Below are 26,499 nucleotides of genomic sequence, written 5' to 3'. Positions count from 1 at the left end.
GGTAAGTCCTCAGTGGACAGTGCGCTTCCGGAACCCGGTCCGCCCGGTCTGTGACTTTCGGCCTTCGCCTTCGGGCAGTCCGGCCGCGTCGCGAAGGCGGCCGGGCGAGGTTTCCTGAAGGGGCGACCCCGTTCCCGAGAAAGGAGTGCGCAATGACGTCACTGTTGCCCGGTTCCCGGATAACGCTGCCGAACATCGCCGCCTGGCTCGACCGGCCGTGGCCCTTCGTCGACTACAACCCGGTGCGCATCGAGGAAATCACCGAAGGCGGGACCTACACGGTCCGCGCGGAACTCCCGGGTTTCGACCCGGAGAACCACATTTCCGTGACGACGCACGATGGTCTGCTGACCGTCGAGGCGGAGCGCGAGGAGCGTAAGCACCTCGACGGCCGCAGCGAGTTCGCCTACGGCAAGTTCAGCCGCACGGTCCAGCTGCCCGCCGGAGCGGTGACCGGCGAGGTGACCGCGCGCTACGTCGACGGAATCCTCGAGATCTCGATGCCGCTTGCCGGACAGCCGCATGAGAATCGGGTCAAGATCGAGGTCCAGTAGCACGCTGCTGAGTGTCCACTGTGGACTTCCCGGAAGCAGGACGGGCCTTCGATCCGCTCGCTGCTCTCGCGCCCGCTCGTCCGGGGAGAGCGCGTCCCGCCCTAGCGGTGAGGAGCCAGGTATGAAGAGAAGCCGCCAGGTCCGCGCGGTGATGACGGTCGACGTCGCCGTGGTTCAGCCGGGGATGCCGGTCGAAGCGACCGCCGCGCTGCTGGAGCGGCGCGACGTCGGAGGTGCGCCGGTAGTCGGCGAGGACGGCCGGGTACTCGGCTTCGTCACGCGCGGCGATCTGCCGAAGCGAGCCGGTCGCCGTCTCGGGAGATGGCGCAAGTCCGCGAAAGCGGCCGAGGTGATGAGCACGCCGCCGTTGACCGTCGGCGCGGACGACGACCTCGGCCGCGCGGCCCGGCTGATGAACGCGCGCCGGGTGCACCGCCTGCCGGTGCTGGGCGCCGACGGCACCCTCGCCGGTCTTGTCTCGCGCGGCGATCTCGGGCGGGTGTTCCTGCGGCCGGACAGCGAAATCCGCGACGAGGTGCGCGACGAGGTCCTGGACCGCGAACTGTGCCTCGACCCGGCGTCGCTGGACATCGCGGTGCGCGACGGCGTCGTGTCGCTCACCGGCACGGTCGAGCGGAACAGCGTGGTCCCGGTGATCCCGGTGATGCTGGCACTGGTCGGCCGCGTGGACGGCGTGGTGGCGGTGAAAGAGCATTTGCGGGTGGGAGTGGACGCCCGGACCGTCCTGGCCGACGAACCGGCCGCGGGCAGAGTGCTCGGGTGACCCCCGATTCCCCGTCGCCCGACGGGAAGAGCGGCCGCGGTCCTTTCCGGACTGCGGCCGCTTCCCTTGCCGGGGCGGGCGTACTTGCGGAGGGCCGCCTCGCACGCCCGGCCCTGGGTTGGTTGCGGGTGTGGTTGCGGAGAGGTCTGGGAGGGGCCTCTGCCTTGCGCGCCGGGCTTTCGGTTGAACGCGAGTGTGCTTCCGGAAGTAGGCTCCGCCTCGCGCGCCCGGTCTTGGGCTAGTTGTGGAGGGGTCTGGGAGGCGCCTCTGCCTCGCGCGCGGGGCCTTGGGTTGGTTGCGGGTGTGCTTGCGAAGGGGCCTGGAAGGGGCGTCTGCCTTGTGCGCGAGGCCTTCGGCTGGCCGAGAGTGCGCTGCCGGAAGGGGCTCCGCCACGCACGCCCGGCTCTTGGCCGAATGCGAACGTGCTTGCGGAAGGAGCCTCTGCCCTACGCACCCCGCCCCCGGCCGGATGCGAGTGTGTTCGCGGAGCAAGTCTGTCGTCCGGAAGCGAGGGTGCTTGCGGATCGGCCGAGGAGGGTTCTGGCTTGCGTGGCTGGCCCTCGGCCGAGCGCGAGTGTGCCCCGAGAGCAGCGGGAAGGCCCCCTGCCCCGCACACCCGTCCCTCGTCCGAAACCGAGCGTTCTCCCCACCACCATCCGACCGCCGCTGCGTGCCGGGCACCATCCCCAGCCGGAAACCCTCCGCGAAAACCCGCCCGGTCGCCGGAGATGCGCTTTCGTCCCTCCGGGAAGGGACTTCGGCCCCTGCCGGAGCACTGCCGGGCGGGCCACCGTGGACCTCGCCGCCGGAAGCGGCGGCGGGAAGGGGTGGCGGGGGTGGCCGGGAAGAAGCCCGAGGGCGCGGTGCTCGTCGGGGTCGACGAGTCGGAGGCGTCGCTGGCGGCGGTGCGCTGGGCGGCCGCGGAGGCGGCGCTCCGGGGGTGCCGGCTGGAGCTGTTCCAGGCCGGGACCGCCGAGCGGCACGCGCGGGAGCGGTTCGCCCGCGCGCACCGGTGGCTGAGCCGCGCCGCGCAGGTCGCCGGGGAAGCCGCGCCGGGGGTGGCGACCCAGCCGGTCGTGCAGGCCGGATCGGCGGTCGAGCTGCTGGTCGGGCGGTCCCGGTCGATGTCGCTGGTGGTGCTGGGTTCGCACGGGCTCGGCGGGCTGCGCGGGGCGGCGATCGGCTCGGTCGCGCTGCGGGTGGCGGCGGGGGCGTACTGCCCGGTGGTCGTCGTGCGCGGGCGGGCGGCGCCGGGCGGGGCGGTCGTGGTCGGGGTGGCCGGCGACGACCGCGCCGGGGGATTCGCCTTCGAGGCGGCGGCGCACCGGCGGGTGCCGCTGATCGCGGTGCGCGCCTGGCGGTCCGACCGGCCGGGGCGGGCCGCGGAGGAGGACCGCGCGCTGCGCGAGTGCGTCGCCGCGTGGGCGGACAAATACCCGGACGTCGCGGTGCGCGTCCGGGCGGTGCGGGAGCGTTCGGCGGGACGGGCGCTGATGGCGGTCGAGGGCGCGCAGCTGGTCGTGATCGGCAGCCGCGGCCGGGGCCCGGTCGCGGGCGGGCCGCTCGGGTCCACCGGCAACCGGCTGCTCGCGCAGGCGGCGTGTCCGGTCGCGGTCGTCCGCGGGGCGTGCCGGTGAACAGGCGGGAGAAAACCTTGCGGCCACGGGACATCAGGACCCGCCCGGACGGCCCGCCTGCGGACGGGCGCGGCGGATCCGAGGGTGCGTCGCGGGCAGCACCGCCCCGAGCCCGAACCGCGCAAAAGCGTTGTCGCGGCGGAGCTTTCCCCGCGCGTGACCGAGGAGGAGCGATGCGCGCACAGCCCGGCGACTGGCTGGTGGTGAAGAGCGCCCGGGCGGAAGTCCCGGACCGGCACGGCCGCATCGTCGCGGTCGGGACCGCGGACGGCGGGCCGCCGTTCACGGTCCGCTGGTTCCTCGGCGGCTACGTCTCGACGGTCTTCCCCGGCCCGGACGCGGTCGTGCTCACCGCGGCCGAGCGGAAAGCCCTCGCGCCGGGCGGTGCGCGCCGCCCGCGCCGCGGCAGTGAGGACGTTGGTCCCTCGCGCCGGTGACTCCGGACCGGCGTGCTCAGGCGGGCCGGTCGCCTACTTTCGAGCCAGTGCCAGGGAAAGGACGGGTCCGATGCGCGCACGCGATCTGATGTCCTCGCCTGCGGAGACGGTGCGTCCGTGGACCTCCGCAGGCGAGGCTGCCGGGATTCTCGCCGGACGCGGCTTCCCCGCGCTGCCGGTGGTGGACGACGACGGGCGGCTGGTCGGCATCGTCACCCCGGCCCAGCTCGTCCGCGGCCGGACCCCGGGCGCGATCGAGACGACCGTCGGCGCGGTGATGACCTCGCCCGCCGCCGGGATGCCGCCCGGAGCCGACCTCGCCGACGTCTGCCGCGAGCTGGTGGACGCGGACAGCCAGGCGATGCCGATCGTCGAGGGCTCGCGGGTGGTCGGCGTCGTGACGCTCGGCGACGTCGTGCGCGCGCTCGCCCGCGCCGACACCGCGATCGCCGCGGACGTGCGGCACCGGCTCGAGGTCTACGGCGGGACCGGACGCTGGAAAGTCGAGGTGCACGAAGGGATCGTGCGCATCACCGACCGGTACGACGACGAAACCGACCGCGACGTCGCGACGCTGCTGGCGCTCGCGGTGCCCGGCGTCGTCGGCGCGGCCCACGACGGGGCGGGCAGATGAACCGCCGGGACCGCACGGTGCTCGTCGGGATCGGCGGATGGGACGGCGCGGCCGAAGCGGTCCGGTGGGCCGCCCGGCTCGCCGAGGGCCGCGACCTCGAACTGGAGCTCGTGCACTGCCTGCAGACCGCGGCGCCGGCCGGATTCGCCGGGCCGGGACCGCTTTTCGAGGACCCGCCCTCCGACGGCGGACTCCTCGCACCCGCCGGGGACCCGGCCGTTCCGTTCGGCGACGCGTCCCCGGTCCGCAACGAGGTGTACACCGACTCCGCGCCCGATCTGCTGATCGACCGGTCCCGGGACGCCCGGATGGTCGTGCTCGGCGGCACCGGGGCCGACGGCTTCACCGCCGTGCTGGCGGGCGCGGCGGTGTCGGCGGTGGTGAGCAACGCGGGCTGCCCGGTCGTGGTGGTCCGCGGGCGGCGCGGCGACGGCCCGGTCCCGCTCGACGGGCCGGTGGCGGTCGGCGTGGACACCAGCCCGAACAGCGAGGCGGCGATCGCGGCGGCGTTCGAGGAGGCCAGCGCGCGTAACGTCCCGCTCGTCGCGGTGCACGCCTGGGCCGACGTCGTGTGCGACGCGATCGAGCGCACCGCGCGCCCGGCGCAGCGGTGGGAGACCCGCCGCCAGCCGGTCGAGGAACAGCTCTTCGCGCAGCGGCTCGACGGATGGCAGGAGAAGTACCCCGGCGTCGAGGTGCGCCGGAAGCTGGTCCGCGACCGGCCGCGGCAGGCGCTGCTCGACGAATCCGCGCGGGCGCAGCTGATGGTCGTCGGCACCCGCGGCCGAGGGGGCTTCGCCGGAATGCTGCTGGGCTCGACCGCCCAGGCGCTGATCCACCATTCCTCGTGCCCGGTCCTCGCGGTGCGGCCGGAGGCCCGGCGCTGAACCGGTTCACCGGGCCCGCGCACATCTGGCGAAATGACAACAACGGGGGCGGCGCGCGGAAAGCCCGGACGGAGCAACCGGCAATTCCGCCCGTGCCCGGGATTTACGCCGGAAGCGCCATTCCGCGGCCGGACGGCCCCGTCGTTGCGCCGCGCGGCGGACCGCCGGATCGCCCGCTTCCGCCGGGCGGCCAAGGAATCGCGGCGGCCGGGACGTTTTTCCCGCGCGATTTCCCCGCGGCGGGAGAACCCGGCACGATCGTTTTCCCGTGCAGCGCCGGAAAACGCGGCCGTGCCCTTTTCGCGCGCTTGACGGCCCGTCCCGCGAGCCGCAAGACTGAATTCCCAGTGGCGCCGCGCACCGGGACGCGGGGGCCGGACGGGCAGGAGCCGGGGTGAACCAGCGGGACACACCCGAACACGCGAATCTGACGTTCCCCGATCAGCCGAGGATGGAACTGGACCAGCTTCTCGGCGAACTGGTGGAACGCGCCCAGGAGGTCATCAGCACGCAGGGCAGGCTGCGCGGGCTGCTGCGCGCGACCCAGTCGATCACCGGCAGCCTCGCGCTGCCCGCGCTGCTGCGCCGCCTCGTGGAGGCCGCGGCCGAACTGGTCGGGGCGCGGTACGCGGCGCTCGGGGTGATCGGGCCGGACGGACGGCTCACCGAATTCGTGCACACCGGCATGGACCCGGAAGCGGTCGAGCGGATCGGCAGGCTGCCCGAGGGCAAGGGCCTGCTCGGCGCGGTCGTCGAGGACCCGCGCCCGGTGCGGCTGGCCCGGCTGCAGGACGATCCGCGCTCGACCGGGTTCCCGGAAGGGCATCCGCCGATGACGAGTTTCCTCGGCGTCCCGGTGCGGGTGCGCGGCGAGGTGTTCGGCGATCTCTATCTCGCGGACGCCGCACAGGGCCAGTTCGGCGAGGAGGACGAGCAGCTGGCGCTCGCGCTCGCCGCGGCGGCGGGCAGCGCGATCGAGAACGCGCGGCTGTACGAGACGGCGCGGAACCAGCAGGAGTGGCTGCGCGCGTCCGCCGCGGTCACCCGGGAGCTGCTGTCGGCGGACCTCGGCGATCCGATGGGCCGCGTCGTGGAATACGCCCGCGCGCTCGCGTCCGCGGACCTGGTTTCGGTGACCCGCCCGGCGGAGCGGGAGGGCTACCTCCGCGTCGAACGCGCGGTCGGGACGGGCGCGGAGCAGCTGGCCGGGCGGGAGCTGCTCACCGAGTCCACTGTGGCCGGCACGGTCTTCGCCAGCGGCGAGCCGAGGATCGGTTCGTGGCCGGACGAGCTGTCGCGGCTGTCCGTGCCGTCCGTGCTGACGCTGAACCTCGATTCGGTGATGCTGGTGCCGCTCGCCGGGAACGGGACGGTGGCCGGGGTGCTGACCGTCTCCCGGCTGGCCGGCCGCCCGCCGTTCACCGCCGACGACCTCGAGATCGCGGCCTGGTTCGCCGACCAGGCGTCGGTGGCGCTCGAACTGGCGCAGGCGCGGGCCGAACGCGAGGACGCCGCGCTGCACGACGAACGCGACCGGATCGCGGCGCGGCTGCACAGCGAGATCCTGAACCGGCTTTACGCCACCGGGCTGTCCCTGCAGACCACGGCAGGGCTGGCCAAATCCGCGGTGGTCGCGGCGCGGCTGCGCGAGACGATCGCCGACCTGGACGACGTGATCAACCACGTGCAGCAGACCGTGTTCCGGCTGGACGACGTCCTGCCGCCGGCCCCGGAGCCGATCCGCGACCAGGTGCTGCGGGTGCTCGCGCGGGCGCGGGAGGAATGGGGGCTGGCGGTGTCCACGCAGCTGACCGGGAAGCTCGACCCGGTGCCCTCGGACGTCGTGGTGCCGCTGCTCGCCGACGCGCTGCGGCTGATCGCCCGGCACACCTCGGCCGAATCGGTGGAGGTCGAGATCCACGCGGAGCCGGCGCAGACGACGGTGACCGTCCGCTACGAGGGCGCGGGCGACGTGGCCGTGACGGCCGCGCCCGGCCTGGCCGCGTTGGCGGAGCAGACGAGCCGCCGCGGCGGGACGCTGACCGTGGCCGGCGGTTCGCGGCTGAGCTGGACCGTGCCGGTGGAAACGCGGCCGCCGGAGAACGAGTGAGCACTGCAGGCCGCGCCGTACGCTCGAACGAGCCCGAGGTGGGAGAAGAACCGATGCTGCGGGTTTTCCTGGTGGACGATCACGAGGTGGTCCGGCGCGGGGTCGCCGACCTGCTGGAGGAGGACCCGGAGATCTCCGTGGTCGGCCAGGCGGGCGACGTCGCGCAGGCGCTGGCCCGGATCCCGGCGCTGCGCCCGGACGTGGCGGTGCTCGACGTGCGGCTGCCCGACGGCAACGGCATCGAACTGGCCCGCGAGCTGAGGTCGTGGTCGGCGGACCTGAAATGCCTGATGCTCACCTCCTACACCGACGAACAGGCGATGCTCGACGCGGTGCTGGCCGGCGCCGCCGGATACGTCATCAAGGACATCAAGGGCCTCGACCTGATCTCGGCGGTGCGGGAAGTCGGGGCGGGAAAATCCCTGCTGGACGCGCACGCGGCGGCCGCGCTGATGGCGAAACTGCGCGACAGCGCGGAGAAACAGCGCGGGCCGCTGTCGCATCTGTCCGATCAGGAGCGGACGCTGCTCGGCTTGATCGGGGAGGGATTGACGAACCGGCAGATTTCCGAGCGGATGTTCCTGGCGGAGAAAACGGTGAAGAATTACGTGTCGCGGTTGCTGACGAAGCTGGGGATGGAACGGCGGACACAGGCGGCGGTGCTGGCGACGGAACTGCGGGGCCGTCCGTCCCGACCGGGTGGTTAGACGCTGAGCGGTGAGGGCGTGACGAGCACGTCCTCGAGCGGCCGGCGCGGAGTGCGCGGAACCGGGGCGCCGTAGCCGAGCCGGAGGACGATCTGAGGCCAGAGCCCGCCGCCGAGCAGGTCGCGGAGGCGGGCGCGGATGGCGGGGACCTCGACCGGCTGGGAGATGAACGACGCGTCGATTCCGCGGGCGGTGGCGGTGAGCAGGACGCGTTGCAGGGCCTGTCCGGCGCGGAGCCGGTCGATCGGCTGGTCGGCGAACGTCCCGACCACGACGACCAGCGGCGCGGCTCCCGGCGCGCGGGCGCCGCCGCCGAAATCGCGCAGCACCCAGGTGTCGTCCGCGGTGACCGCTCCTCCGGCGGCGAACGGGACGCCGTCGCGGCGGTCGCGGCCGCGTCCGGTCCAGCGCCGCCATTCGGACCGGAAGGCCGGGTCCTCCGTCTGCAGCCGGTGGCTTTCGCGGATCAGCTCCTTGAGCCCGGCGAGCTGGTCCTCGCCGAGCCGCGGCAGCCAGGCGTGTTCGACCTCGGCCGCGTGCCGCAGCGCCCCCAGCGCCCCGGGCGGAACGCATCCGGCGGTGAACGGCGTGCGGTTGGTGTGCCGCAGCGGGATGGCCGCGGCCAGCGCGGCGAGCTTGCGGTCGGTCGCCGCGACCGCGCGCGGCCGCACGAGCGCGAGCAGGTCGGGATCGCCGCGGCGGGGGAAATAGCTGGTGGCGGGCTGGACGCCGGCCGCGTGGATCGCGGCGCGCAGGTTGAACAGCGCGGCCCCGCAGGAGAGCAGCAGCTCGCGCCGGTCCGGGTCGGCGACGGGCAGCGTGCGGTCGGCGTCCGCGTGCACCTCGATGCCCGCCGGGCCGACGCTGAACAGCCACGGCTGCGTGTTGTGCGTCGACGGGGCGAGAGTGGCGCTGAGCAGCACCGACGCCACCTGTTCGGCGCTGAGCAGGCCGGACGGCGCCACCTGAAGGGTCATCCTTCTCCCCGGGGCCGCGAAACGCGGGACACTGTGTCGTGCGTAGTCGTTCGCTTCAGCATGCGTCCGCCGGGCGGGGGCGCACAGGGGCGAAAGTCATCTGTCTGAGCACGCCGAGCGCCGAGAGCAGGTCTGATGCCGGAAACCACCCGGAAGCTGTCCGGAACCCTGTCGCAGCTGCGGCTGCGGGAGACGCTGCGCGATCTGCAGGAGCGGATCGAGCTGCTGATCGGCACCCGGGACAAAATGGACGGCCTGCTCGAGGCGGTGCTGGCCGTCGCGTCGGGACTCGAGCTGGACGCCACGCTGCGGCGGATCGTGCGGGCGGCGGTCGAACTCGGCGAGGCGCACTACGGCGCGCTCGGCGTGCTCAGCGACGACGGCGCGCTCGCCGAATTCGTCTACCTCGGCATCGACGCCGAAACCCGGGAGCGGATCGGCCATCTTCCGGAGGGGCACGGCCTGCTCGGGCTGGTGATCGACGACGCGAAACCGTTGCGGCTGACGGAGATCTCCGCGCATCCGGCGTCGGTCGGCTTCCCGGCGAACCATCCGCCGATGCACTCGTTCCTCGGCGTGCCGGTGCGGGTCCGCGACGAGGTGTTCGGCAACCTCTACCTCACCGAGAAAAAGGGCGGGGCGGAGTTCACCGACGACGACGAGGTGATCGTGCAGGCGCTGGCCGCCGCGGCCGGGATCGCGATCGAGAACGCGCACCTGTACGAGCAGACCCGGTTGCGGCAGCGCTGGCTCGGCGCGACCGGCGAGGTGACCACGGAACTGCTCGGCGGCACCGACCCGGTCGACGCGCTCGAGCTGATCGCGGGCCGCGCTCTGGAGCTGACCGGCTCCGACGTCACGATGCTCGCGCTGCCGGGCACGGGCAGGCTCGACACCGACGACGACTGGGAAACCGACTCCGCCGAGCTGACCGTCACCGTGTGCGCGGGCGGCGGCGAGAACCTGGCCGGGCTGCGGATGCCGGTGGCCGGCACGGTGCCGGGCGCGGTGTTCCAGGACCGGACCCCGCGCCGGATGGCCGAGCTGGAGCTGCTGCACGGCCGCGGCCGCGGTCCGGCGCTGGTGGTGCCGTTGCGCGCGGGCGACCACACCTCGGGCGTGCTGATCGCCTTGCGGGACCCGGGATCGGCGTTGTTCGAGACGGCGCAGCTGCCGGTGCTCGCGTCGTTCGCCGACCAGGCCGCGCTGGCGTTGCAGCTGGCTTCGCAGCAGCGAGCCGCGCGCGAGCGGGACGTGCTGTCGGACCGCGATCGGATCGCCCGGGACCTGCACGACCACGTGATCCAGCGGCTGTTCGCGGTCGGGCTGGCGATGCAGAGCACGCAGCGCCGCGCGAAAACACCCGAGCTTCAGCGGCGGCTGCAGGAGAGCATCGACCAGATGCACGAGATCGTGCGCGAGATCCGCACGGCGATCTTCGACCTGCACGGCGGCGCGGCGGGGGCGGTGCGGCTGCGGCACCGGCTGCACGACGCGATCGCGGAATTGACCGACGACGCGCCGCTGCACCCGACGGTCAGCATGGCCGGACCGCTCGACGCGATGCCCGCCCAGCTGGCCGAGCACGTGGAAGCGGTCGTGCGGGAAGGCGTGAGCAACGCGGTCCGGCACGCGGGCGCGACGGCGCTTTCGGTGTCGGTCGCGGTCCGCGACGAGACGGTCCGGGTCTCGGTGACCGACGACGGGCGCGGGCTGCCGGAGGGGCTTTCGCCCAGCGGGCTGGGGAACCTGCGGGAACGGGCGGAGTCGGCGGGCGGCGAGTTCGCGATCGGCCCGGGACCGGGCGGCGGGGTGCGGCTGGACTGGTCGGCTCCGCTGAGCTGACGCGGCCGAATGCGGATTCCGCCGGAATGCGGCGAAAAGCGAGCGGAATTCAGCGGTGACGACCTCGAGCGGTTTCGGCGACAGCTCGTCCCAAGGTCCCTTCGGCGCGTCCGTCCACTGTGGAGCGGCGGAGTCCGGGCGAGCGGCCGGTTCCCGGACTGTCCATTGCGGACAATGCCGGGCAGGCCCGGGAAACCGGCCGCTTCCGGCGAGGCCGCTTCGGCGGGAACACGGGCCGGGGTAAGGTGAAAAACCGTCCGACGGCACTGCGATACTCGGTGGTTGCGTGCCTGGTAAGACGGTGAAACGGGCGGGGTCCGAAGCGGGGGATTTCTCGGAATCGGCCTTGCATTCCGAGCTGCTGGTCCCCGGGGAGAGGAAGGAGAAGAGACGCCGATGAGCGACGGGTTCGCCGGCTCGGTCGCGCGATCCGGCGAGGACGAGCTGTTGCGGGCGTTCGTGGAGATGGCCGACACGCTGGCCGACGAGTACGACGTGGCCCACCTGCTGCACCGGCTCGCGCGCTACTGCGTCACGCTGCTCGGGGCCTCGGCCGCCGGGCTGCTGCTCGCGGACCAGCGCGGCAACCTCGAGGTGATCGCCTCGTCGGAGGAGAGCGGCCGGCTGCGGGAACTGCTGCGGCTGCAGACCGAGCAGGGGCCGTGCCTGGACGCCTATCGCAGCGGCGAAGAGGTGGCGGTGGAAGACTTGGCCGCGCAGACCGGCCGGTGGCCGAGGTTCGCGCCGGAGGCGACGCGGGCCGGGTTCCGGTCCGTGCGGGCCCTGCCGATGCGGCTGCGCAGTCAGGTGATCGGCACGCTGAACGTGTTCGGCCGCGACGGGACGCCGCTGACCGGGGCCGCGCTGAGCGTGGCGCACGCGCTGACCGACGTCGCCACGATCGGGATCCTGCAGGAACGCGCGATCCGCCGCCGCGAGCTGCTGACCGAGCAGCTGCAGCACGCGCTCAACAGCCGCGTCGTCATCGAACAGGCGAAGGGCGTGCTGGCACACGCCGGCGGGCTGGAGATGGAGGCGGCGTTCGATCGGCTCCGCGCCTACAGCCGGGGGAGCAACCAGCGGCTCAGCGAGGTGGCCGAAGCGGTCGCGAGCAGCCGGCTGCGGCCGGCCCAGGTCCTCGGCGAGCGCGGCGCGAACTGAACGCCAGGCGTCACCCGGCGTGCGCGGGAATCCACCCGGAATGACCGTAACGGCCCCGTTCCGTGCACCGAAGCCCGGCCGGGGAGGGGCGTGAGCAGCCCGAACGGACGTCTTGGCAAGCCCGCCCGGACGCCGTTACGGTGAGTGTCCCGGGCCGGACCTCGACGGGACCCCCGCCTGGGCGAGTGCAGATGCCGCGTGCCCCAGCCCCCGGCTTTCTGACATCTGCGACCCGGAATCCGTGCGGACAGTCCGGAGTGCCTGATGTCGCTTACGTCCCCCGAAGCGGTTTTCCGCGCCCGGCGCAGGAAATCGTGCGAGCTCTGCGGCGAGCAGATCCCGCCGGGGAAACTGCAGACCGCGCTCGTCCCCGATTCCTCGCGCGCCGATCCGGCCGATTTCGCCGGACACGGCCAGCGCCTCGTCTACGCGTGCGGCGACGAGCACATGGCCCAGCTGGTCGAGAAGGCCCGGCGAGACTGGATCGACGCGCAGTGGTGGTTCGGCCTGCTGTGCCAGGCGAGCCGGACCGCGCGGCAGGCGTCGCTGCCCGAACTCGCCCGCCAGGCGCGGCTGTCGGACCGGCAGCTCGCCGCGGCGCTGGAGTGGAACGCCAGCCGCGAGCACCCGCAGCGGCGGTTGCCGGGAGGGCAGTCCTGCTGATCGCTGGCGGCTTCGCGCGAGTGCCTCGCGGTGCCCGGCGAATGATCGGCAGCGCAACGGCCAGCAGCCCGCGCGCACGAGCCAGCCGGGGAGCGTTCCGGCTGCTCCGCTGCGGCTGAGGCATGCGGAAGCAGGCTTCCGGCCGGATCGCGCACACTCCGGTCGTGCAGCCCAGTGCCGAGACGAACGGCCGCGCGGGCAGCGTCGAAGTCGAGCACTCGCGGGGAACACGCCACTGCGGACCACGTGCCGGGCAAGGCGAGCGGACCGGCCTTGGTCGTCGAGGTGCGGCCCACGGCAGGCCCGCGTCGTTCCCGCAAAGCCTGGTCCGGAGCCCCAAATCGGGCAGAACGCCAATCGAGCCCGCATTCGGCAGGCGTTTCCCGCGGATTCCGCGCCGGATCCCGGGAAGAATTCACCGCATTCGCCGGGAGCCCCGCCACGGACCGGTGCGGCACGTCCGCCGGGGAGAATCCGGACCCCGGACAAAGACCATTCTCCCCGGGAATTTGCCAGTTCCCGCGCGACCGAACGGAGGTTGTGCCTTTTCCCGCCGAGCCCAGACTGGAGTGCGGCGGGAACGAAGCTGTTCTCGCGGGGACGGCCCGGAAACGGCCGTCGATGAGGTCGAGCCCATGCCGGGAGGCCGCCTGTTCGGCGCGGGGACGCCGCTCGTCGTCTCCCGCGCCCTCCGTCCGGCTCTCCCGGCGAGGCGGGAGCGAAGGAGGACGGATGAGACTTGACGGGAAGGCGGGCGTCGCTCTGGCGGCGGTCGCGCTGGTGGCGTCGTCGCTGGCCGCTTCGGCGTCCGCGGCGGGCGACCGGGCGGAAGCCGCGCCGCCGCCGGCGTGTTCGCCGGGCACCACGGTGGCGACCGACGACGGGCCGGTGTGCGGGATCGCCGGCCCGGATGTCCGGTCGTGGGAAGGAATCCGGTTCGCCGCGCCGCCGGTCGGCGATCTCCGCTGGGCTCCGCCGCGGCGGCCGGCCAAGTGGACCAAGCCGTTCGCCGCGACCGCGCCGGGCAACGCGTGCCCGCAGCTGGCCGGTCTCGGCCCGGGCTCGGAAACCGAGGACTGCCTGAACCTCAACGTCCGGGCGCCGGCCGATCCCGGGCACCGGAAGCTGCCGGTGATGGTGCAGCTGCACGGCGGCGGATTCCTGATCCTGCAGGCGCAGAACGCGAGCCGGCTGGTGACCGAGGGCCGGGTGATCAGCGTCGAGGTCAACTACCGGCTCGGGATTTTCGGGTTCCTCGCGCACGAGGCGTTCGGCGAGCACGCCGGCGACTACGGGCTGCAGGACCAGCAGGCGGCGCTGCGCTGGGTGCAGCGCAACATCGCGAAGTTCGGCGGAGACCCGCACAACGTCACGATCTACGGGGCGTCCGCGGGCGGTTCGAGCGTGTGCGACCACACCGTTTCGCCGACCGCGAAAGGGTTGTTCCAGCGCGGCATTTCCCAGAACGGCGAATACAACTCGCTGCTGGGCACGGACATCCAATGGCAGCCGCAGGACTGCAAGGCCGACCTGCCCGACGAGGAGCAGGCGCAGCGGGCCGGGGCGCGGTTCGCCAAAGCGCTGGGCTGCCAGTCGAACGCCGGGGCGTGCCTGCGCAAGCTTCCGGTGGCGGCCCTGCTGAAACAGGCGGGCAACGGGATGAAACCGGACAGCGGCACGATCGCGCCGATCGTGAACGGCACGACGCTGCCGATGTCGCCGGGCGAGGCGTTCGCCAAGGGGCGGGTCAACCCGGTGGCGCTGATGCACGGCGTGGCCCGCGACGAGGTGCAGCTGCCGTCCGCGTCGACCCCGGAGGACTACCGCAGGCTGGTGGCGCAGCAGTACGGCGAGCACGCCAAGGAGGTCAGCGAAAGCTATCCGCTGAAACGCTTCCCGAATCCGGCCCCGTTCCTCGCCTTCCGCACGATCGTGGCCGACTCCAATTCGGTCTGCCCCGCGCTGCTGAACGACGAGCGGCTCTCGCGGCACATTCCGGTGTACGCCTACGAAATGGACGACACCGACGTGCCGCCGGCGTTCTTCCTCGATCCCACCAAACCGAACGGCGCCTACCACGTCGCCGAGGGAATGCTGCTCACGCCGCCGCCGGGAATTCAGCTCACCCCTAACCAAAAGGTGCTTTCCGACCAGCTGGTGGCGCAGTGGACCGGCTTCGCCCGCACCGGGAACCCCACCGTGGACGGCACTCCCCAGTGGGACCCCTTCACCGAGCGAAACCCGGTCGTCATGTCTCTCAACGCGGCGGGGGACAGCCAGCTCACCACTGAGATCCCGCGCCAGCACCGCTGCGGCGGGCTCTGGAACCCGCTGGCCCCGTTCGCCCAGCACCGCTGATTCCCCGGTGCCGGCGGGTTTTCCGCCTGCCGGCACCGGTTTCTCCGCGGTGCTCAGGGGCGGCCGCCCTCCAGACGGATGGTTTCGCCGGTGAGGAATTCGGCTTGCAGCAACCACAGCACCGCGTCGGTCACGTCGGCGACGGTGCCGGTGCGGCCGACGAGGGTCCGCTGTGCGGCGTTGGCGAGGAAGTCCGGTTTGGCGTCTCCCTTGCCGTCCCACACGCCGGAGTCGACGATTCCCGGCGACAGCGCGTTGACCCGGACGGGCGCGAGTTCGGCGGCGAGATGCTGCGCGGCGAAGGCGGCCGCCCCGTTGGTGACTCCGGTCACGACGTTTCCGCGAGCCGGCCGCCAGCCGACCTGCCCGGAGAACAGCAGCAGCGACCGCCGGATCGTGAAGTGCTTCGCGAGCAGCAACGGACCGATGACCTTGGCGGTGAAGGCGTCGACGGTCTTGTCGCGGTCGAGTTCGCGGATCGGCGCCGCGTGGGGTGCAGCCGCTGTGTTGACGAGGTGATCGACCGGTCCGAGTTCGGCGGCCGCGGCGGCGATGGTCCCCTCGTCGCGCAGGTCGATGTGCAGTCCGCCGGGCCGATGCGACGCGACGCGCACCCGCGCACCCTCCGCGGCCGCGGCGTCGGCGATCGCCGTGCCCAGATGCCGTCCGCCCAGCACCAGCACTGTTTGTCCGGCCAGCCGGTTGCCCATGGTCCTTCTCCGTTTCTTCGGGGGGTCGTGGCCGAAGTAGGCTATGGAAAAGTAACCAGGTACTTCAACGTAACCGGAACCGGAGGAATCGCCGTGCCCTACAACGTCATGTCCGCCCGCTGCCCGTCCCGGGTGGTGTTGCACCGGATCGGGGCGCGGTGGACGGTCTTCGTGGTCAACGCGCTGGAGCACGGCCCGCTGCGGTTCACCGCGCTGGCGGAGAAGATCGAGGGCGTCACTCCGAAGGTGCTGACCGAAACGCTGCGCGCGATGGAGGAGGACGGCCTGCTCGCCCGCGTCGAATACGCGGAGCAGCCGCCCCGGGTCGAATACGGGCTCACCGACCTCGGCCGCTCCCTGCTGGTGCCGCTGCGCGCGGTCCGCGAATGGGCGGAAACCCACGTCCCCGAAATCCTCGAAGCCCGCGAACGCGCCCACTCCGCCCGGCAGGGTTGAGCCCCTCCGGGCGCCTGCCGGAGAAAATCCCGTCACCGGCCGCCTTCCGGCGCGCATAGCCTCCGGGGACCGCGAGGTCGTGATCGACAGCGGAACGCGTTGACGGGTCAGGAAGGCTGCGGATCGTGACACTGCGGGGAAAGGCCGAAAGCCGCCTCGCCGGGGAGTTCGTGCCGGGGGAGCGGGTGCTGCACGCGCTGCTCGCGTTTCGCGTCGGCGGCGTGCGGAAGACGATGGTCGCCGGCGCGGCGGGCATCGCCGGCCTCGCGGGCGCGGCCGGGATGGCGCTCGCCGCGCGACGCGGGCAGGCCGAAGCGCCGCAGGTGCCGATCCCGACACCGGGCCGGTTCCTCTTCGCGCTCACCTCGCACCGCATCGCACTGTTCACAGTCGGCGGCATCGTCCGGGCCGCACCGGGCCAGCCGCTGCGGTCGTGGCTGCTCGACCAGCTCGCGTGGGTCTCGGAACCCGAGCTGAATTCCGGGGTGGCGCAGGCGTTGCGGGGCCAGATCGGGATTGTCGGCGAAGGGGTCCTCGGTTACGAGTTCGCCCGCCTCCAGGCCGACGAGGGACGGTCGATGATCAAGCGGCTGGCCCGCGTGGTGAAGGAACTCGAAACCGGCACTGCTTTCTGACCCGGGGTGGCGCACTGCGTTCCTGGATCCGGGCCGGTTCGGCGGGTTCGGTCCGAAGTGGATGATTCTCAGCTGCCGGGTCGGGCGCGTCATCGCGATGTAGAGGTCGTTGTGCTCCAGCGGTGGGGCGAGAATCCGGGCCGGTCCGCGATCAGCACCGAATCGGGCTCCGGTCCCTTCGCCTTCCCGGGCGTTAGCACCCGCACGGCATCCGCCCGGTTCGGCCCGCCGTCAGCGCGGCCTCCCCGACGAGCGCACCGGCGCCCGCGCTGTGGTGATCGAGCAACTCGTCGTCCAGCGCGGTAGCCACCCGCGCCCGCCAGCTGAGCAGCATCGGTTCGCCCGCCTCGTCGTCGAACAACCCCAACCAGCCGATATACCTCCGGCTCCCGTCCCGCCACCCGAAACCAAGCCCGTCCTCGACGGCTTCGAGCCGAGCCGATTCCACGCGCAACGCGTCGACCCCGCGGCGTCAGCCGGGCGGCCGCGCCGGAACCTCCGCAGTCCGGTTTGCGTCGCAGCGCGGTTTTGTCGGTGGGGCCAGGTAGCGTTCCGGTCCGTGGACGTTCGGGAACGAATTCAGGAGCTCGCCGATCAGATCGTGGTGCTGCGCGACGCGTACTACCGCGGTTCGCCGATGGTGGCGGACGCGGAGTACGACGCGATCGAGGACGAGCTGCGCGGGTTGATCGAGGCGAGCCCGGAGCTGGCCCCGGACCCGAATCCGCTGGAGCAGGTGGGCGGGCCGGCGGTGCTGCACGCGCCGGTCCGGCATTCGCGGCCGATGCTGTCGCTGGAGAAGGCGACGCGGCCGGAGCAGGTCGAGGCGTTCTTCGCCCGGTTCCCCGGCCAGCCGGTGGTCGTGATGCCGAAGCTCGACGGCCTGTCGCTGGCCCTGGTGTACGAGGACGGCCGCCTGGCGCGCGCGGTCACCCGCGGCGACGGGACCACGGGCGACGACGTGACCATGCTGGTGCGGGCGCTGACCGACGGCATCCCGCACCAGGTCAGCGCGCTCGGCCGGGTCGAGGTGCGCGGCGAGGCGGTGATGCTGCGCTCGACGTTCGCCGCCTACAACACCGCGCACCCGGACAAACCGCTGATCAACCCGCGCAACGCGGCGGCGGGCACGCTGCGCGCGAAAGACGCGGCCGCGGTGGCCGAGCGGCGGCTGCGGTTCTTCGCGTTCGACCTGGACACCGAGCCGGGCAGCGCGGAAACCGACCTGGGCAGCGGCCTGCTGGCGCTCGGGTTCACCGCGGCGGACATGCGCCGCTGTGCCGACGCGGCCTCCGCGCAAGCCGTGATCGCCACGATCGAGCAGCAGCGCAACGACCTCGACTACGACATCGACGGCGCGGTCCTGCGGCTCGCCGACCGGGCCGCGTACGCCGCCGCGGGCACCCGATCGAGTTCGCCGCGCGGGGCGCTGGCGTACAAGTTCGCCGCCGAGGAGAAGACGACCGTGCTGTCCGACGTGGTCTGGGACGTCGGCAAGACCGGCAAGATCGCCCCGGTCGCGTGGCTGGAGCCGGTGTTCGTGGGCGGCACCACGGTCACCCGCGCGACGCTGGCCAACCAGGAGGTCATCCGCGCCCGCGGGATCAAGATCGGCGACACCGTGCTGGTGCGCCGGGCGGGCGACGTGATCCCGTTCGTCGCCGGGGTGCTCGACGAGTCGAAACGCACCGGAGCCGAGCGGGAGATCGTGCCGCCCTCGGAGTGCCCGTCGTGCGGGCAGCCGCTCACCGAACAGGGCAACAGCCGGGAACTGTTCTGCACCAACGTTTCCTGCCCGGCCCAGACGGTGCGGCGGCTGATCCACTGGGCGTCGCGGGCGGCCGCGGACATCGACGCGATCGGCGGCGTGTGGATCGAACGGCTGGCCGAGGCCGGGATCCTGGAGCACCCGTCGGACTTCTACCGGCTGACCAAGGAACGCCTGCTGGAATTCGACCGCATCGGCGAGGTCTCGGCGACGCGGATGATCGAGTCGATCGACAACAGCCGCCGGGTCGGGCTGCGCCGGGCGCTGATCGGCCTCGCGATCCCGATGGCGTCGGAGGGCACCGCCGCGCGCCTGTGCCGCGCCGGGTTCGGCTCGCTGGAAGCGGTGCTGGACGCGGGCGTCGACGGGCTGGTGGAGGTGGAGGACATCGGGCCCAAGGTCGCCGCCTCGCTGGTGGAACACCTCACCCGGCTGCGCCCGGAACTCGAGCGCCTGCGAGAACGCGGAGTCTCCCTGGACGTCCTGGAGGAGGACCTCCCGCCGGCGGTCGTCGCGGGCGCGCCGCTGGAGGGCAAGACCGTCGTCGTCACGGGCGCGATCAGCGACCCGCGATCCGGCGAGAAGGTGCCGCGCCCGACCTTCCAGCGCCTGTGCGAAACAGCGGGCGCGACCACCGCGTCCTCGGTGTCGGCGAACACCGACCTGCTGATCACCGGCGCCGACGTGGGCGCGAGCAAGATCGCGAAGGCGGAGAAACTCGGCGTCGAGGTCGTGGACCAGGGGGTGATCTGGGAACAGCTGATCGCGGCCGGAGTGGCCTGAGCCCGCGGCCCGTCTCCCCGGCGGCGGAGGACTCGCCTTCCCGCCCTGCCGCTCGGGGAGGGCGGTCGCGGCGCTCGGCGGTCGAGGGCAAGTCTCGAGAACTTGGCGTGCGGCAAGCAGCCAGGCTCACGACGGCTTCGCGGAGCCCGCTCGGCACGAGACTGTCGAGAACGGAGCCAGCCGGGAGAATTCCCGCATAATCCCGCGCCGCGAACCGCGACCACGTACGATTCCGCCCAGAATCGACCATCCCTGGGGGAACGCCATGAAACGCCTCGCCATCGGCCTCGTCCTGTCCGCGGTCGCCGCGCTCGGCGGAGCGGGAGCCGCGAACGCCGCGACCTACCCGACGTCGGACTTCGGCGGCGAAATCAGCGGCGGCCGCACCGGCGGCACGCTGACCTGGTACAACCGCGCGGTCGGCGTCACCGGCTTCGTCCGCGACGACCCGACGGCGGGCAGCACCACCGTCACCTTCGAGTTCCGCCAGGCGGGCACCCTGTTCGACGTCCAGACCCGCACCGCCTCGAACGACCAGAAGACCTTCGGCTGGACCGAACCCGGCCCGTCCGGAGGATTCAGCAAGGTCGACATCTACCTCGGCCGCAACGGCAGCAAGATCCTCATCGCCTCGGTGCCGCGCAAGGCCTGACCGAAGCCCGGCGTTCGCGAGACGGTTCCGGGGCGCCAGGAGAGCCGTCCCCGGTCGGCGATGTCCGCGAGACGGTGCTCCGGCGCGGGCAGTGCGGGCGTGCGAATCGCTTGCGGACGCCGGGCCCCTCGCGATGTCCGGGCGGTCTCTGGCTGGAACTTCGGTCGCGGTCGCTCGCCCTGATCGGAGCCCGGTCGGCGACGTCCGTGAGAGGTTGCTGCGGCGCGGGCAGTGCGGGCGTGCGAATCGCTTGCCGATGCCGAGCCCCTCGCGATGTCCGGGCGGTCTCTGGCTGGAACTTCGGTCGCCGTCACTCGCCCTGATCGGAGCCCGGCTGGCGACGTCCGCGAGACGGTGCTCCGGCGCGGGCAGCGCGGGCGTGCGAATCACTCGCGGACGCCGAGCCCCTCTCGAAGCCCGGGCGCGCCCTGGCCGGAACTTCGGTCGCCGTCACTCGCCCTGACCGCCCCGAAGTCCGGCACCCGGCACCGGAGTTCCCGGATCGGGGCACAGCTTCACCGCGACCGCGGCCAGATCCGGCACCGTGTACTCGGCGTCCAGTTCGCTGACCGTCCCCAGCACCCCGACCACCCGCATCCCACCGGACCGCGCGGCCGCGACCCCGGCGGGCGCGTCCTCGAACACCACGCAATCCCGCGGTGCCACCCCCAGCTCAGCCGCGGCGGCGAGATACCCCTCGGGGTCCGGTTTGCTTTTCCGGACGTCGTCGGCGGTGACGAGCACCTCCGGCACCGGCAGCCCGGCGACGCGCAACCGGGCCCGCGCGACCCGGTCGTTGCCCGACGTCACGATCGCCCGCGCGGACGGCGGCACCGCGTCGAGCGCTGCCCGGGCTCCCGGCCGCGCCGTGATGCCCTCCACGTCGCCGGCCTCCCGGTCCGCCAAAAGCCGGGCCTCCCGCTCGGCGTCCAGCCCCGGCGCCACGAGCCGGACCAGGTCGAGATTGCCGCGCCCGTGCGACAGTTCCACGACCCGGTCCGGTTCGAGCCCTCTAGCGGACGCCCACTCCCGCAGCTGCCGGACGATCGCCGGCATCGAGTCCACGAGGACGCCGTCGAGGTCGAACACCACGGCGCGGCAGGACAGGACTGCCCCGCCAGGCAGAGTCAGGACGATGGACATAGGTACTCCAGACGACGCGGAAAAGCGGTCAACGAACGAAGAACTCGTGCGCGCGACTGAGGAGAAGCGTGCCTGGCCCGTCGCGCACTGTCCTGAATGGACACTGCCGACCTCCTCTTCCCGGGCTGTCGACAGTTTACCCGCGAGTTTCCGGTTTTCGATGCGGACCGCGGCGGGGTTCAGCGGCTGGCCCGCCCGTAGCGCCAGACCGCGACCGGGACGGCGACGGCGACGATCGCCGCGCACCAGACGAGCGAGGTCAGCACCGGATGCTGGAGCGGGAGCGCGACGTCGGCCCCGGTCCGGAAGCCGGGGTTGCCCCACAGTTGCCGGCAGGCGTTGGTGATCGCGCTGATCGGGTTCCAGTCGGCGATCGCCCGCAGCCAGGCCGGCATGCCGTCGGTGGGCACGAACGTGTTGGCCACCATGGTGAACGGGAACAGCAGCGGCACCGCGTGGTCGGCCGCCTCCTCGGTTTTGAACAGCAAGCCGAGCATCACGCCGATCCAGCCCACCGCGTAGCGGAACAGGAAGAGCAGGCCGAAACCGGCCACGGTCGGCCACAGGCCCAGATGCGGGCGCCAGCCGACCAGCAGCGCGCAGGCCGCCACGGCCACGAAATTGAGCGTGCCCAGCAGCAGGGACGAGGCGGTGTGCCCGATCGGCACCGCGGAACGGGCCATCGGCATCGACCGGAACCGGTCCATCACGCCCAGCGTCAGGTCGCTGGCGACGGTCGTGATGGTGACGCCGACGCCCATCATCGCCTGCATGGCGAAAATGCCGGGCATCAGGTATTCGCGGTAGTCGCCGCCGCCCGGGACGCTGATCGCGCTGCCGAAAATGTAGCCGAACAACAGGACGAGAATTGCCGGGAGAATGAATTCGCTGGCCAGTTCGCCCGGCTGGCGCACGAGATGTTCGACTTCCCGGCGCACCAGCGTCCAGCCGTCGCTGACGGCCCATCGCGCCCGGGCCGCGAACGTCGTCGCCACGGCGGGGCGAACGGGCAGGTCGGGCCCCGGCTTCGGGGCGGTGCCGGTTCGCGCGGTCGCGGTCATGCCGCCGCCTCCCCGCCGGACGCTTCGGCATGGTGCCCGGTCACCTGGAGGAACACGTCGTCCAAGGTGGGCCGGCGCAGGGTCATGTGCTCGATGGCGATGCCGGCGTTGTCCAGTTCCCGCACGATGCGGGCGAGCCCGCCCTCCTGGCCGCCGAGCGCGATGCTGGCCTCGCAGCGGTCGGGGTAGAGCGCCGGGCTGTTCCCGGTCGCCTTGCGCAGCACCGATTCGGCGATGCCCAGTTCCGCGGTCCCGGCCACCACGATGTCCACGTGCTCGGCCCCCACCTGCGCCTTCAGCTCCGCCGGGGTGCCGGTGGCGACGACCTTGCCGGTGTCGATGACGACGATGGAGTCCGCGAGCTGGTCGGCCTCGTCGAGGTACTGCGTGGTCAGCAGCACGGTCGTGCCGGTGTCGGCGAGGCCGCGCACGGCGGTCCACACCTCGGCCCGGCCGCGCGGGTCGAGCCCGGTGGTCGGTTCGTCGAGGAACAGCACGGCCGGCGCGATGAGCAGGCTGGCCGCCAGGTCGAGGCGGCGCCGCATGCCGCCGGAGTAGGTGGAGACGACCCGGTCGGCGGCGTCGGCCAGGCGGAACCGCTCCAGCAGCTCGTCGGCTCTGCGCCGGGCGGCTTTGCCGGTCAGGTGGTAGAGGCGGCCGAACATGCGCAGGTTGCCGCGGCCGGTCATCTTCTCGTCGACGGCCGCGAACTGGCCGGCCAGTCCCAGCCGGTAGCGGGCCTGGTCGGCGTCGCGGACCACGTCGATCCCGTCCACGAACGCGCGGCCGGAATCCGGGAGCAGCAAGGTGCTCAGGATGCGCACGGCCGTGCTCTTGCCCGCTCCGTTCGGGCCGAGCACGCCGTAGATCGTCCCCGCCGGAACGACCAGGTCGAGCCCGTCCAGTGCTTGTGTCGCGCCGAAGCGCTTGCTGATGCCCTCGACGAGCACCGCGATGTCCGATCCCACTGCTGCCCAGCCCCTCTGTTGATCCACTGTACGCGAAGTGATACGCCGTATCACCGTGGATACAGCGTATCGGCTTGCTAGAGTGGACCGCAAGGAGGCAGGTGGAACCGTGTCAGCTGAGGACGCCAAGCAGCCGAGGCTGCCGCAGATCTGGACCGAGGGCGGCGCCCCGCGCAAACCGATGCTGACGAGGGAAAGCATCATCGAGGCCGCGATCGCGCTCGCGGACCGGGACGGGCTGGGCGCGGTCTCGATCCGGCGCATCGCCGGCGAGCTCGGCGCCCGGCCGATGTCGCTGTACCGGCACGTGCCGAGCAAGGACGACCTGCTCGAGCTGATCAACGACGAGGTGCTCGGCGAGGAGCCGGTGCCCGACCAGCCCTCCGAGGACTGGCGGGCCGACCTGCGGCTGGTGGCGAACCTGCAGCGGCGCGTCGCGATCCGGCACCCGTGGTGCATCCAGACCGCCATCGGCAGGCCGCCGGTGGGGCCGAACGCCATGCGGATCAACGAGTTCGCCATGGCGACGCTCGACCGCTTCGGGCTCGACATCAACACGATCAACGCGCACGTCGACACCTTGAACGGCTACGTGGCCGGCACCCTGGCCGACGATCTCGCCGAGGCCGACAACGTGCGCGACGCCGAGGCGACCCCCGAGGAGTGGCAGGCGATGCTGCAGCCCTGGGTCGAGCAGCTGAAGGCGGGCGGGAAGCATCCGATGACCGTGCGCTTCATGCTCGAGGAAAACCACTGGGACGACGAGAAAAGCTTCGCGTTCGGAGTCGAGCGCGTCCTGGACGGCATCGCGGCGGCCTTGCCGGAGCGCTGATCCCGCCGCCCGGCCCGGCTCCATCCTCGCTCAAAGTCCGGTCGACCTCCGTCGGCGAAGCTGATTGCCGCAGCGAAGCCGACGAAGGGAACCGCCGTGCCGGACGCCCGACGCATCATCGACCTCAGCCACGCCGTCGTCCACGACATGGTGACCAATCCGTGGCTGCAGAAGCCGTTGATCAGCGAGTTCGTCACCCGTGACCAGTCCGCCTCGTTCTCCGAGACCGGGGTCACCTTCCACATGGCCCTGTTCAGCATGCCGGGGATGACCGGGACCTACCTGGACTCTCCCTTCCAGTTCCACGCCGACGGGGCGGACGTCTCCTCGGTCCCGCTCGAGCAGCTTTTCGACATCCCGATCGCGGTGATCCGGATCCCGGCAGGCGTGCGGCCGATCGGGCCGGAGCACACCGGGCACTCCCGGCACTGCGGCCTTTGTTGACGATCTCCCCTTCTGAATCGCCTTCGTCAGGTCTGGGAAATGCCGCTCGAGTCGATGCCGCTCGCCTCCGGGTATCTCAAGGCCACCGCCGACGCGGACGACCGGATCGCCGGCGAAACGGGAATCGCCGGTCAACGGCGAGGGCGAGTTCGCCTTCCGGGAGCTGCTGCACGGCTACCTCGACCGGGCCCCGCGCACCGGTCTCGGAGCGGTGGACGGGATTTCCTGCCGCGACCCGGAAAGGGCGACGGTGACGACGCCGGCCCGCAAGCGGATCGCCGGCCTCGACGAGATCCCGTCTCCCTTTCTCGCCGGCGAGATCTTCGAGTTCGACCTGCCTCGACCTGTACTACAAGACGGGCGCGGAGAGTGCGGTCAACTCCACCAACCACGAGACGATCGTGCATTTCATGGGGATGAGCAGAGCCGCCGTGCTGGCTGCGCCCGGCGACCGGCCCCAGAACAGCAACGGAAACCCCGGCCAGCCATCGGCTCCCGTTTCCCCGTAACGCCGGGCACCGGACCTCGGCGTAATCGGTCCAGCGGCCGACGCGTTCAGCTGGCTTCAAGACGAGGTTTCGCCTCCTCCGGCAACCACGCCCGCATCATCTCCGCATACCTCGGCGCAGTGTCCAGCAGCTCCTCGTGCCGCCCCAGCAAGGTCTCCCGGCCGTCCATCAGCAGTACTCGGTGTGCCCGGATCGCGGACGACAGCCGGTGGGCGATCACCACCAGGGCGCCTCCCCGGGCGGCGAACGCTCGTTCCGCCTGGACCTCCGCCGCCGGGTCCAAAGCGGACGTCGCTTCGTCCAGCACGACGACTTCGGCTGGCGCGGCATAGGCCCTCGCCAGGGCGAGGAGCTGGGCTTCTCCGGCGGAAAGGCCTGCCGCGCCGGGGGCGAGTTCGGCGTCCAGGCCGCCCAGGCGGGCCAGCAGCGGGGCGGCGCCTACGGCCGCGGCGGACGCGGCGAGGCGGCGGTCCGAGGCTTCGGGGTGGAACAGGGACAGGTTTTCGCGCACGGTACCGGCGAAGAGGTACGCCTGTTGCGGCACCAGCACCAGATGCCGGGGGCGGTCGGCCAGTTCGCCGACCAGCGCGCCGCCCAGCCGGACTTCTCCGTGCTGGGGTTCGAGCAGACCGGTGAGCAGACCGGCCAGGGTCGACTTCCCGATGCCGCTCGGGCCGACCACGGCCAGGTGTTCGCCCGGGTGCAGATCGAGGTTCAGGCCGCGGACCACCGGTTCCGGGGCCGCGCCCCAGCGGAACGTCAGATCGCGCACGGTCAAGCCGCGCCCGGCGGGGAGCGAGGTCCCCGGGCGGCGTTCGGGCGGGGCGGTGGTTTCGGCGAGCCGGCGCAGGGCGACCAGCAGGCGGAGCACGACCGTGGACGCGGTCGCGGCGAGTGCGCGCAGCGCGGGCTGCAGCGTGGTGGCCAGGTAGACGAGCGCGCCCAGCGCGGCCCCGGCGGTCAGTTCGCCGCGGGCGACCATCGACGGCGCGAGGGCGAGCGCGAGCACCAGCGGGACGAAACCGCCGAGTGCGACGATCACCGACCGCAGTGCCGCCGACCTGGCGACTCGCACCGCGGCCGCGGCTTGCCGGTCCAGCGCGCGGTCGGCGGTCAGCCCGGCGACCGGTTCGGCTCCGCAGGCGACGACGTCGCGCATCCCGGCGAAGATCGAGCCGGTGATGGCCGCGGTGCCTTCGTCGGCGAGAGTGAGCGCGCGCTGCCGCCGGGCGAGGGAGGGCAGCAGCGAGGCGAATCCGGCCAGCGCGAGCACGACCGGGACGACGACCGGCAACGTCAGCGACCCGGCGACGGTGACCAGCCCGGCGATCGCCGCGGCGGTGGTGACGACCATGCCGCGGGCCTGCACCAGAAGCCCGCCGGTGGCGTCTCGCACGACCTCGACGTGCTGGGTGATCCGCGCGACGCCGCGAGCGTCCGGTCCGCTCCGCGGCGGCGCGGGATCGTGCAGCACCCCGCGCACGACGGCGGTCACCAGAGCGTCGCGCAACGGCTCGACAACCTTGCCGAGCTGCCGCCACACCAGCCGGGACCCGAACGCGCCCGCGAGGGCGGCGAGGCCGAACACGCCGAGCCAGCCGAGGCCGACGCCGGGCTTGCCCGCGGCGAATCCGGTGTCGACGGCCAGTTCGACGAGCCGTCCGGAGAAGAACGCGGGCAGTCCTTCGAGGACGGAGCAGGCCAGGAGAACCAGCCCGCCGCGCCATTGCCCGGCGAGGGCGTTGCGGTAGAGCCGGCCGACGCGCACGGCCGCTCCGGGACCC

General features: G+C 72.5%; 25 protein-coding genes. 18 read left to right on the top strand and 7 right to left on the bottom strand.

Annotated elements, in window-relative coordinates; translation table 11 throughout:
* Nucleotides 1-152: 152 nt before the first annotated feature.
* From F9C12_RS06215 to F9C12_RS06180, 8 genes are all read left to right on the top strand, one after another.
* Nucleotides 153-554, top strand: a complete 402-nt coding sequence (locus F9C12_RS06215) for an Hsp20/alpha crystallin family protein (RefSeq protein WP_409465126.1) — start codon at nucleotides 153-155, stop codon at nucleotides 552-554.
* A 121-nt stretch (nucleotides 555-675) separates the two neighbouring features.
* Entirely contained in the window at nucleotides 676-1,338 is a 663-nt protein-coding gene (locus F9C12_RS06210) for a CBS domain-containing protein (protein ID WP_409465125.1), read from the top strand.
* 836 nt (nucleotides 1,339-2,174) lie between these two features.
* Nucleotides 2,175-2,975: a universal stress protein gene (locus tag F9C12_RS06205; RefSeq protein WP_409465124.1), complete on the top strand. Its 801-nt coding sequence runs from the start codon at nucleotides 2,175-2,177 to the stop codon at nucleotides 2,973-2,975.
* A 173-nt stretch (nucleotides 2,976-3,148) separates the two neighbouring features.
* Entirely contained in the window at nucleotides 3,149-3,412 is a 264-nt protein-coding gene (locus F9C12_RS06200) for a DUF1918 domain-containing protein (RefSeq protein ID WP_409465123.1), read from the top strand.
* A 70-nt stretch (nucleotides 3,413-3,482) separates the two neighbouring features.
* Nucleotides 3,483-4,046, top strand: a complete 564-nt coding sequence (locus F9C12_RS06195; RefSeq protein WP_409181007.1) for an HPP family protein — start codon at nucleotides 3,483-3,485, stop codon at nucleotides 4,044-4,046.
* The gene (locus tag F9C12_RS06190; protein ID WP_409465122.1) at nucleotides 4,043-4,933 is read left to right on the top strand and encodes a universal stress protein; all 891 of its coding nucleotides are present in this window, start codon (nucleotides 4,043-4,045) and stop codon (nucleotides 4,931-4,933) included. Before F9C12_RS06195 ends, F9C12_RS06190 begins: the two co-directional genes overlap by 4 nt.
* Before the next feature lie 394 nt (nucleotides 4,934-5,327).
* Complete coding sequence (locus tag F9C12_RS06185) at nucleotides 5,328-7,043, top strand: GAF domain-containing protein (RefSeq protein ID WP_409181005.1); 1,716 nt, start codon at nucleotides 5,328-5,330, stop codon at nucleotides 7,041-7,043.
* Nucleotides 7,044-7,096: 53 nt separating this feature from the next.
* On the top strand, nucleotides 7,097-7,750 hold the full coding sequence (locus tag F9C12_RS06180; protein WP_409187015.1) for a response regulator: 654 nt from the start codon (nucleotides 7,097-7,099) through the stop codon (nucleotides 7,748-7,750).
* Here the strand turns inward: F9C12_RS06180 and F9C12_RS06175 are convergent.
* Entirely contained in the window at nucleotides 7,747-8,727 is a 981-nt protein-coding gene (locus F9C12_RS06175; RefSeq protein WP_409181004.1) for an Acg family FMN-binding oxidoreductase, read from the bottom strand. The genes F9C12_RS06180 and F9C12_RS06175 overlap by 4 nt on opposite strands.
* A 135-nt stretch (nucleotides 8,728-8,862) precedes the next feature.
* Here F9C12_RS06175 and F9C12_RS06170 point away from each other — a divergent pair, with 135 nt between their 5' ends.
* The 4 genes from F9C12_RS06170 (at nucleotide 8,863) to F9C12_RS06155 (ending at nucleotide 14,754) form a co-directional block, all read left to right on the top strand.
* On the top strand, nucleotides 8,863-10,572 hold the full coding sequence (locus tag F9C12_RS06170; protein WP_409465121.1) for a GAF domain-containing protein: 1,710 nt from the start codon (nucleotides 8,863-8,865) through the stop codon (nucleotides 10,570-10,572).
* Nucleotides 10,573-10,968: 396 nt separating this feature from the next.
* The gene (locus tag F9C12_RS06165) at nucleotides 10,969-11,733 is read left to right on the top strand and encodes a GAF and ANTAR domain-containing protein (RefSeq protein WP_409465120.1); all 765 of its coding nucleotides are present in this window, start codon (nucleotides 10,969-10,971) and stop codon (nucleotides 11,731-11,733) included.
* Between the two features lie 264 nt (nucleotides 11,734-11,997).
* Nucleotides 11,998-12,396: a hypothetical protein gene (locus tag F9C12_RS06160; protein WP_409181001.1), complete on the top strand. Its 399-nt coding sequence runs from the start codon at nucleotides 11,998-12,000 to the stop codon at nucleotides 12,394-12,396.
* Nucleotides 12,397-13,128: 732 nt separating this feature from the next.
* The gene (locus F9C12_RS06155) at nucleotides 13,129-14,754 is read left to right on the top strand and encodes a carboxylesterase/lipase family protein (protein WP_409465119.1); all 1,626 of its coding nucleotides are present in this window, start codon (nucleotides 13,129-13,131) and stop codon (nucleotides 14,752-14,754) included.
* Nucleotides 14,755-14,807: 53 nt separating this feature from the next.
* Here the strand turns inward: F9C12_RS06155 and F9C12_RS06150 are convergent, their stop codons facing one another.
* Nucleotides 14,808-15,464, bottom strand: coding sequence for an SDR family oxidoreductase (locus F9C12_RS06150; RefSeq protein WP_409465118.1), 657 nt, complete (start codon nucleotides 15,462-15,464; stop codon nucleotides 14,808-14,810).
* Between the two features lie 93 nt (nucleotides 15,465-15,557).
* On the opposite strand from F9C12_RS06150, the gene F9C12_RS06145 reads away from it, so the two are divergent.
* Nucleotides 15,558-15,920: a winged helix-turn-helix transcriptional regulator gene (locus tag F9C12_RS06145; RefSeq protein ID WP_409465117.1), complete on the top strand. Its 363-nt coding sequence runs from the start codon at nucleotides 15,558-15,560 to the stop codon at nucleotides 15,918-15,920.
* Between the two features lie 125 nt (nucleotides 15,921-16,045).
* Nucleotides 16,046-16,555 carry a hypothetical protein gene (locus tag F9C12_RS06140; RefSeq protein ID WP_409465116.1) on the top strand — a complete coding sequence of 170 codons (510 nt, stop codon included), beginning with the start codon at nucleotides 16,046-16,048 and terminating at the stop codon, nucleotides 16,553-16,555.
* Nucleotides 16,556-16,748: 193 nt separating this feature from the next.
* Here F9C12_RS06140 and F9C12_RS06135 read toward each other — a convergent pair whose 3' ends face one another.
* The gene (locus F9C12_RS06135) at nucleotides 16,749-16,922 is read right to left on the bottom strand and encodes a hypothetical protein (RefSeq protein WP_409465115.1); all 174 of its coding nucleotides are present in this window, start codon (nucleotides 16,920-16,922) and stop codon (nucleotides 16,749-16,751) included.
* Between the two features lie 192 nt (nucleotides 16,923-17,114).
* Between F9C12_RS06135 and ligA the strand changes: the two genes are divergently transcribed.
* Both ligA and F9C12_RS06125 read left to right on the top strand, forming a co-directional pair.
* Nucleotides 17,115-19,106 carry an NAD-dependent DNA ligase LigA gene (gene ligA / locus F9C12_RS06130; protein ID WP_409465114.1) on the top strand — a complete coding sequence of 664 codons (1,992 nt, stop codon included), beginning with the start codon at nucleotides 17,115-17,117 and terminating at the stop codon, nucleotides 19,104-19,106.
* Nucleotides 19,107-19,371: 265 nt separating this feature from the next.
* Nucleotides 19,372-19,758, top strand: coding sequence for a hypothetical protein (locus F9C12_RS06125; RefSeq protein ID WP_409465113.1), 387 nt, complete (start codon nucleotides 19,372-19,374; stop codon nucleotides 19,756-19,758).
* A 450-nt stretch (nucleotides 19,759-20,208) separates the two neighbouring features.
* Here the strand turns inward: F9C12_RS06125 and F9C12_RS06120 are convergent, their stop codons facing one another.
* The 3 genes from F9C12_RS06120 to F9C12_RS06110 form a co-directional block, all read right to left on the bottom strand.
* A complete protein-coding gene (locus tag F9C12_RS06120; RefSeq protein WP_409465112.1) occupies nucleotides 20,209-20,901 on the bottom strand; it encodes an HAD-IA family hydrolase in 693 nt (230 codons plus the stop codon).
* A 179-nt stretch (nucleotides 20,902-21,080) separates the two neighbouring features.
* Nucleotides 21,081-21,962: an ABC transporter permease gene (locus F9C12_RS06115; protein ID WP_409180991.1), complete on the bottom strand. Its 882-nt coding sequence runs from the start codon at nucleotides 21,960-21,962 to the stop codon at nucleotides 21,081-21,083.
* Nucleotides 21,959-22,930 (bottom strand): ATP-binding cassette domain-containing protein, encoded by a 972-nt coding sequence (locus F9C12_RS06110; RefSeq protein ID WP_409465111.1) that lies wholly within the window; start codon nucleotides 22,928-22,930, stop codon nucleotides 21,959-21,961. Before F9C12_RS06110 ends, F9C12_RS06115 begins: the two co-directional genes overlap by 4 nt.
* Before the next feature lie 109 nt (nucleotides 22,931-23,039).
* Between F9C12_RS06110 and F9C12_RS06105 the strand changes: the two genes are divergently transcribed.
* Both F9C12_RS06105 and F9C12_RS06100 read left to right on the top strand, forming a co-directional pair.
* On the top strand, nucleotides 23,040-23,762 hold the full coding sequence (locus F9C12_RS06105; RefSeq protein ID WP_409180989.1) for a TetR/AcrR family transcriptional regulator: 723 nt from the start codon (nucleotides 23,040-23,042) through the stop codon (nucleotides 23,760-23,762).
* A 96-nt stretch (nucleotides 23,763-23,858) separates the two neighbouring features.
* Complete coding sequence (locus F9C12_RS06100) at nucleotides 23,859-24,206, top strand: cyclase family protein (RefSeq protein ID WP_409465110.1); 348 nt, start codon at nucleotides 23,859-23,861, stop codon at nucleotides 24,204-24,206.
* A 555-nt stretch (nucleotides 24,207-24,761) separates the two neighbouring features.
* Here the strand turns inward: F9C12_RS06100 and F9C12_RS06095 are convergent.
* The gene (locus F9C12_RS06095; protein WP_409466971.1) at nucleotides 24,762-26,483 is read right to left on the bottom strand and encodes an ATP-binding cassette domain-containing protein; all 1,722 of its coding nucleotides are present in this window, start codon (nucleotides 26,481-26,483) and stop codon (nucleotides 24,762-24,764) included.
* Nucleotides 26,484-26,499 lie beyond the last annotated feature (16 nt).

It is taken from the genome of Amycolatopsis sp. GA6-003 (assembly GCF_046267895.1).
Classification (GTDB): domain Bacteria; phylum Actinomycetota; class Actinomycetes; order Mycobacteriales; family Pseudonocardiaceae; genus Amycolatopsis.
Note: the sequence above shows the minus strand (reverse complement) of the source record. Positions and strands in the feature narration are given on the sequence as shown.

What these genes read in the sequence shown, in the direction of transcription:
- F9C12_RS06215 (WP_409465126.1), top strand. Translation starts at nt 153, where the DNA reads ATGACGTCACTGTTGCCCGGTTCCCGGATAACGCTGCCGAACATCGCC.
- F9C12_RS06210 (WP_409465125.1), top strand. Translation starts at nt 676, where the DNA reads ATGAAGAGAAGCCGCCAGGTCCGCGCGGTGATGACGGTCGACGTCGCC.
- F9C12_RS06200 (WP_409465123.1), top strand. Translation starts at nt 3,149, where the DNA reads ATGCGCGCACAGCCCGGCGACTGGCTGGTGGTGAAGAGCGCCCGGGCG.
- F9C12_RS06195 (WP_409181007.1), top strand. Translation starts at nt 3,483, where the DNA reads ATGCGCGCACGCGATCTGATGTCCTCGCCTGCGGAGACGGTGCGTCCG.
- F9C12_RS06190 (WP_409465122.1), top strand. Translation starts at nt 4,043, where the DNA reads ATGAACCGCCGGGACCGCACGGTGCTCGTCGGGATCGGCGGATGGGAC.
- F9C12_RS06180 (WP_409187015.1), top strand. Translation starts at nt 7,097, where the DNA reads ATGCTGCGGGTTTTCCTGGTGGACGATCACGAGGTGGTCCGGCGCGGG.
- F9C12_RS06175 (WP_409181004.1), bottom strand. Translation starts at nt 8,727, where the DNA reads ATGACCCTTCAGGTGGCGCCGTCCGGCCTGCTCAGCGCCGAACAGGTG.
- F9C12_RS06170 (WP_409465121.1), top strand. Translation starts at nt 8,863, where the DNA reads ATGCCGGAAACCACCCGGAAGCTGTCCGGAACCCTGTCGCAGCTGCGG.
- F9C12_RS06165 (WP_409465120.1), top strand. Translation starts at nt 10,969, where the DNA reads ATGAGCGACGGGTTCGCCGGCTCGGTCGCGCGATCCGGCGAGGACGAG.
- F9C12_RS06160 (WP_409181001.1), top strand. Translation starts at nt 11,998, where the DNA reads ATGTCGCTTACGTCCCCCGAAGCGGTTTTCCGCGCCCGGCGCAGGAAA.
- F9C12_RS06155 (WP_409465119.1), top strand. Translation starts at nt 13,129, where the DNA reads ATGAGACTTGACGGGAAGGCGGGCGTCGCTCTGGCGGCGGTCGCGCTG.
- F9C12_RS06150 (WP_409465118.1), bottom strand. Translation starts at nt 15,464, where the DNA reads ATGGGCAACCGGCTGGCCGGACAAACAGTGCTGGTGCTGGGCGGACGG.
- F9C12_RS06125 (WP_409465113.1), top strand. Translation starts at nt 19,372, where the DNA reads ATGAAACGCCTCGCCATCGGCCTCGTCCTGTCCGCGGTCGCCGCGCTC.
- F9C12_RS06120 (WP_409465112.1), bottom strand. Translation starts at nt 20,901, where the DNA reads ATGTCCATCGTCCTGACTCTGCCTGGCGGGGCAGTCCTGTCCTGCCGC.
- F9C12_RS06115 (WP_409180991.1), bottom strand. Translation starts at nt 21,962, where the DNA reads ATGACCGCGACCGCGCGAACCGGCACCGCCCCGAAGCCGGGGCCCGAC.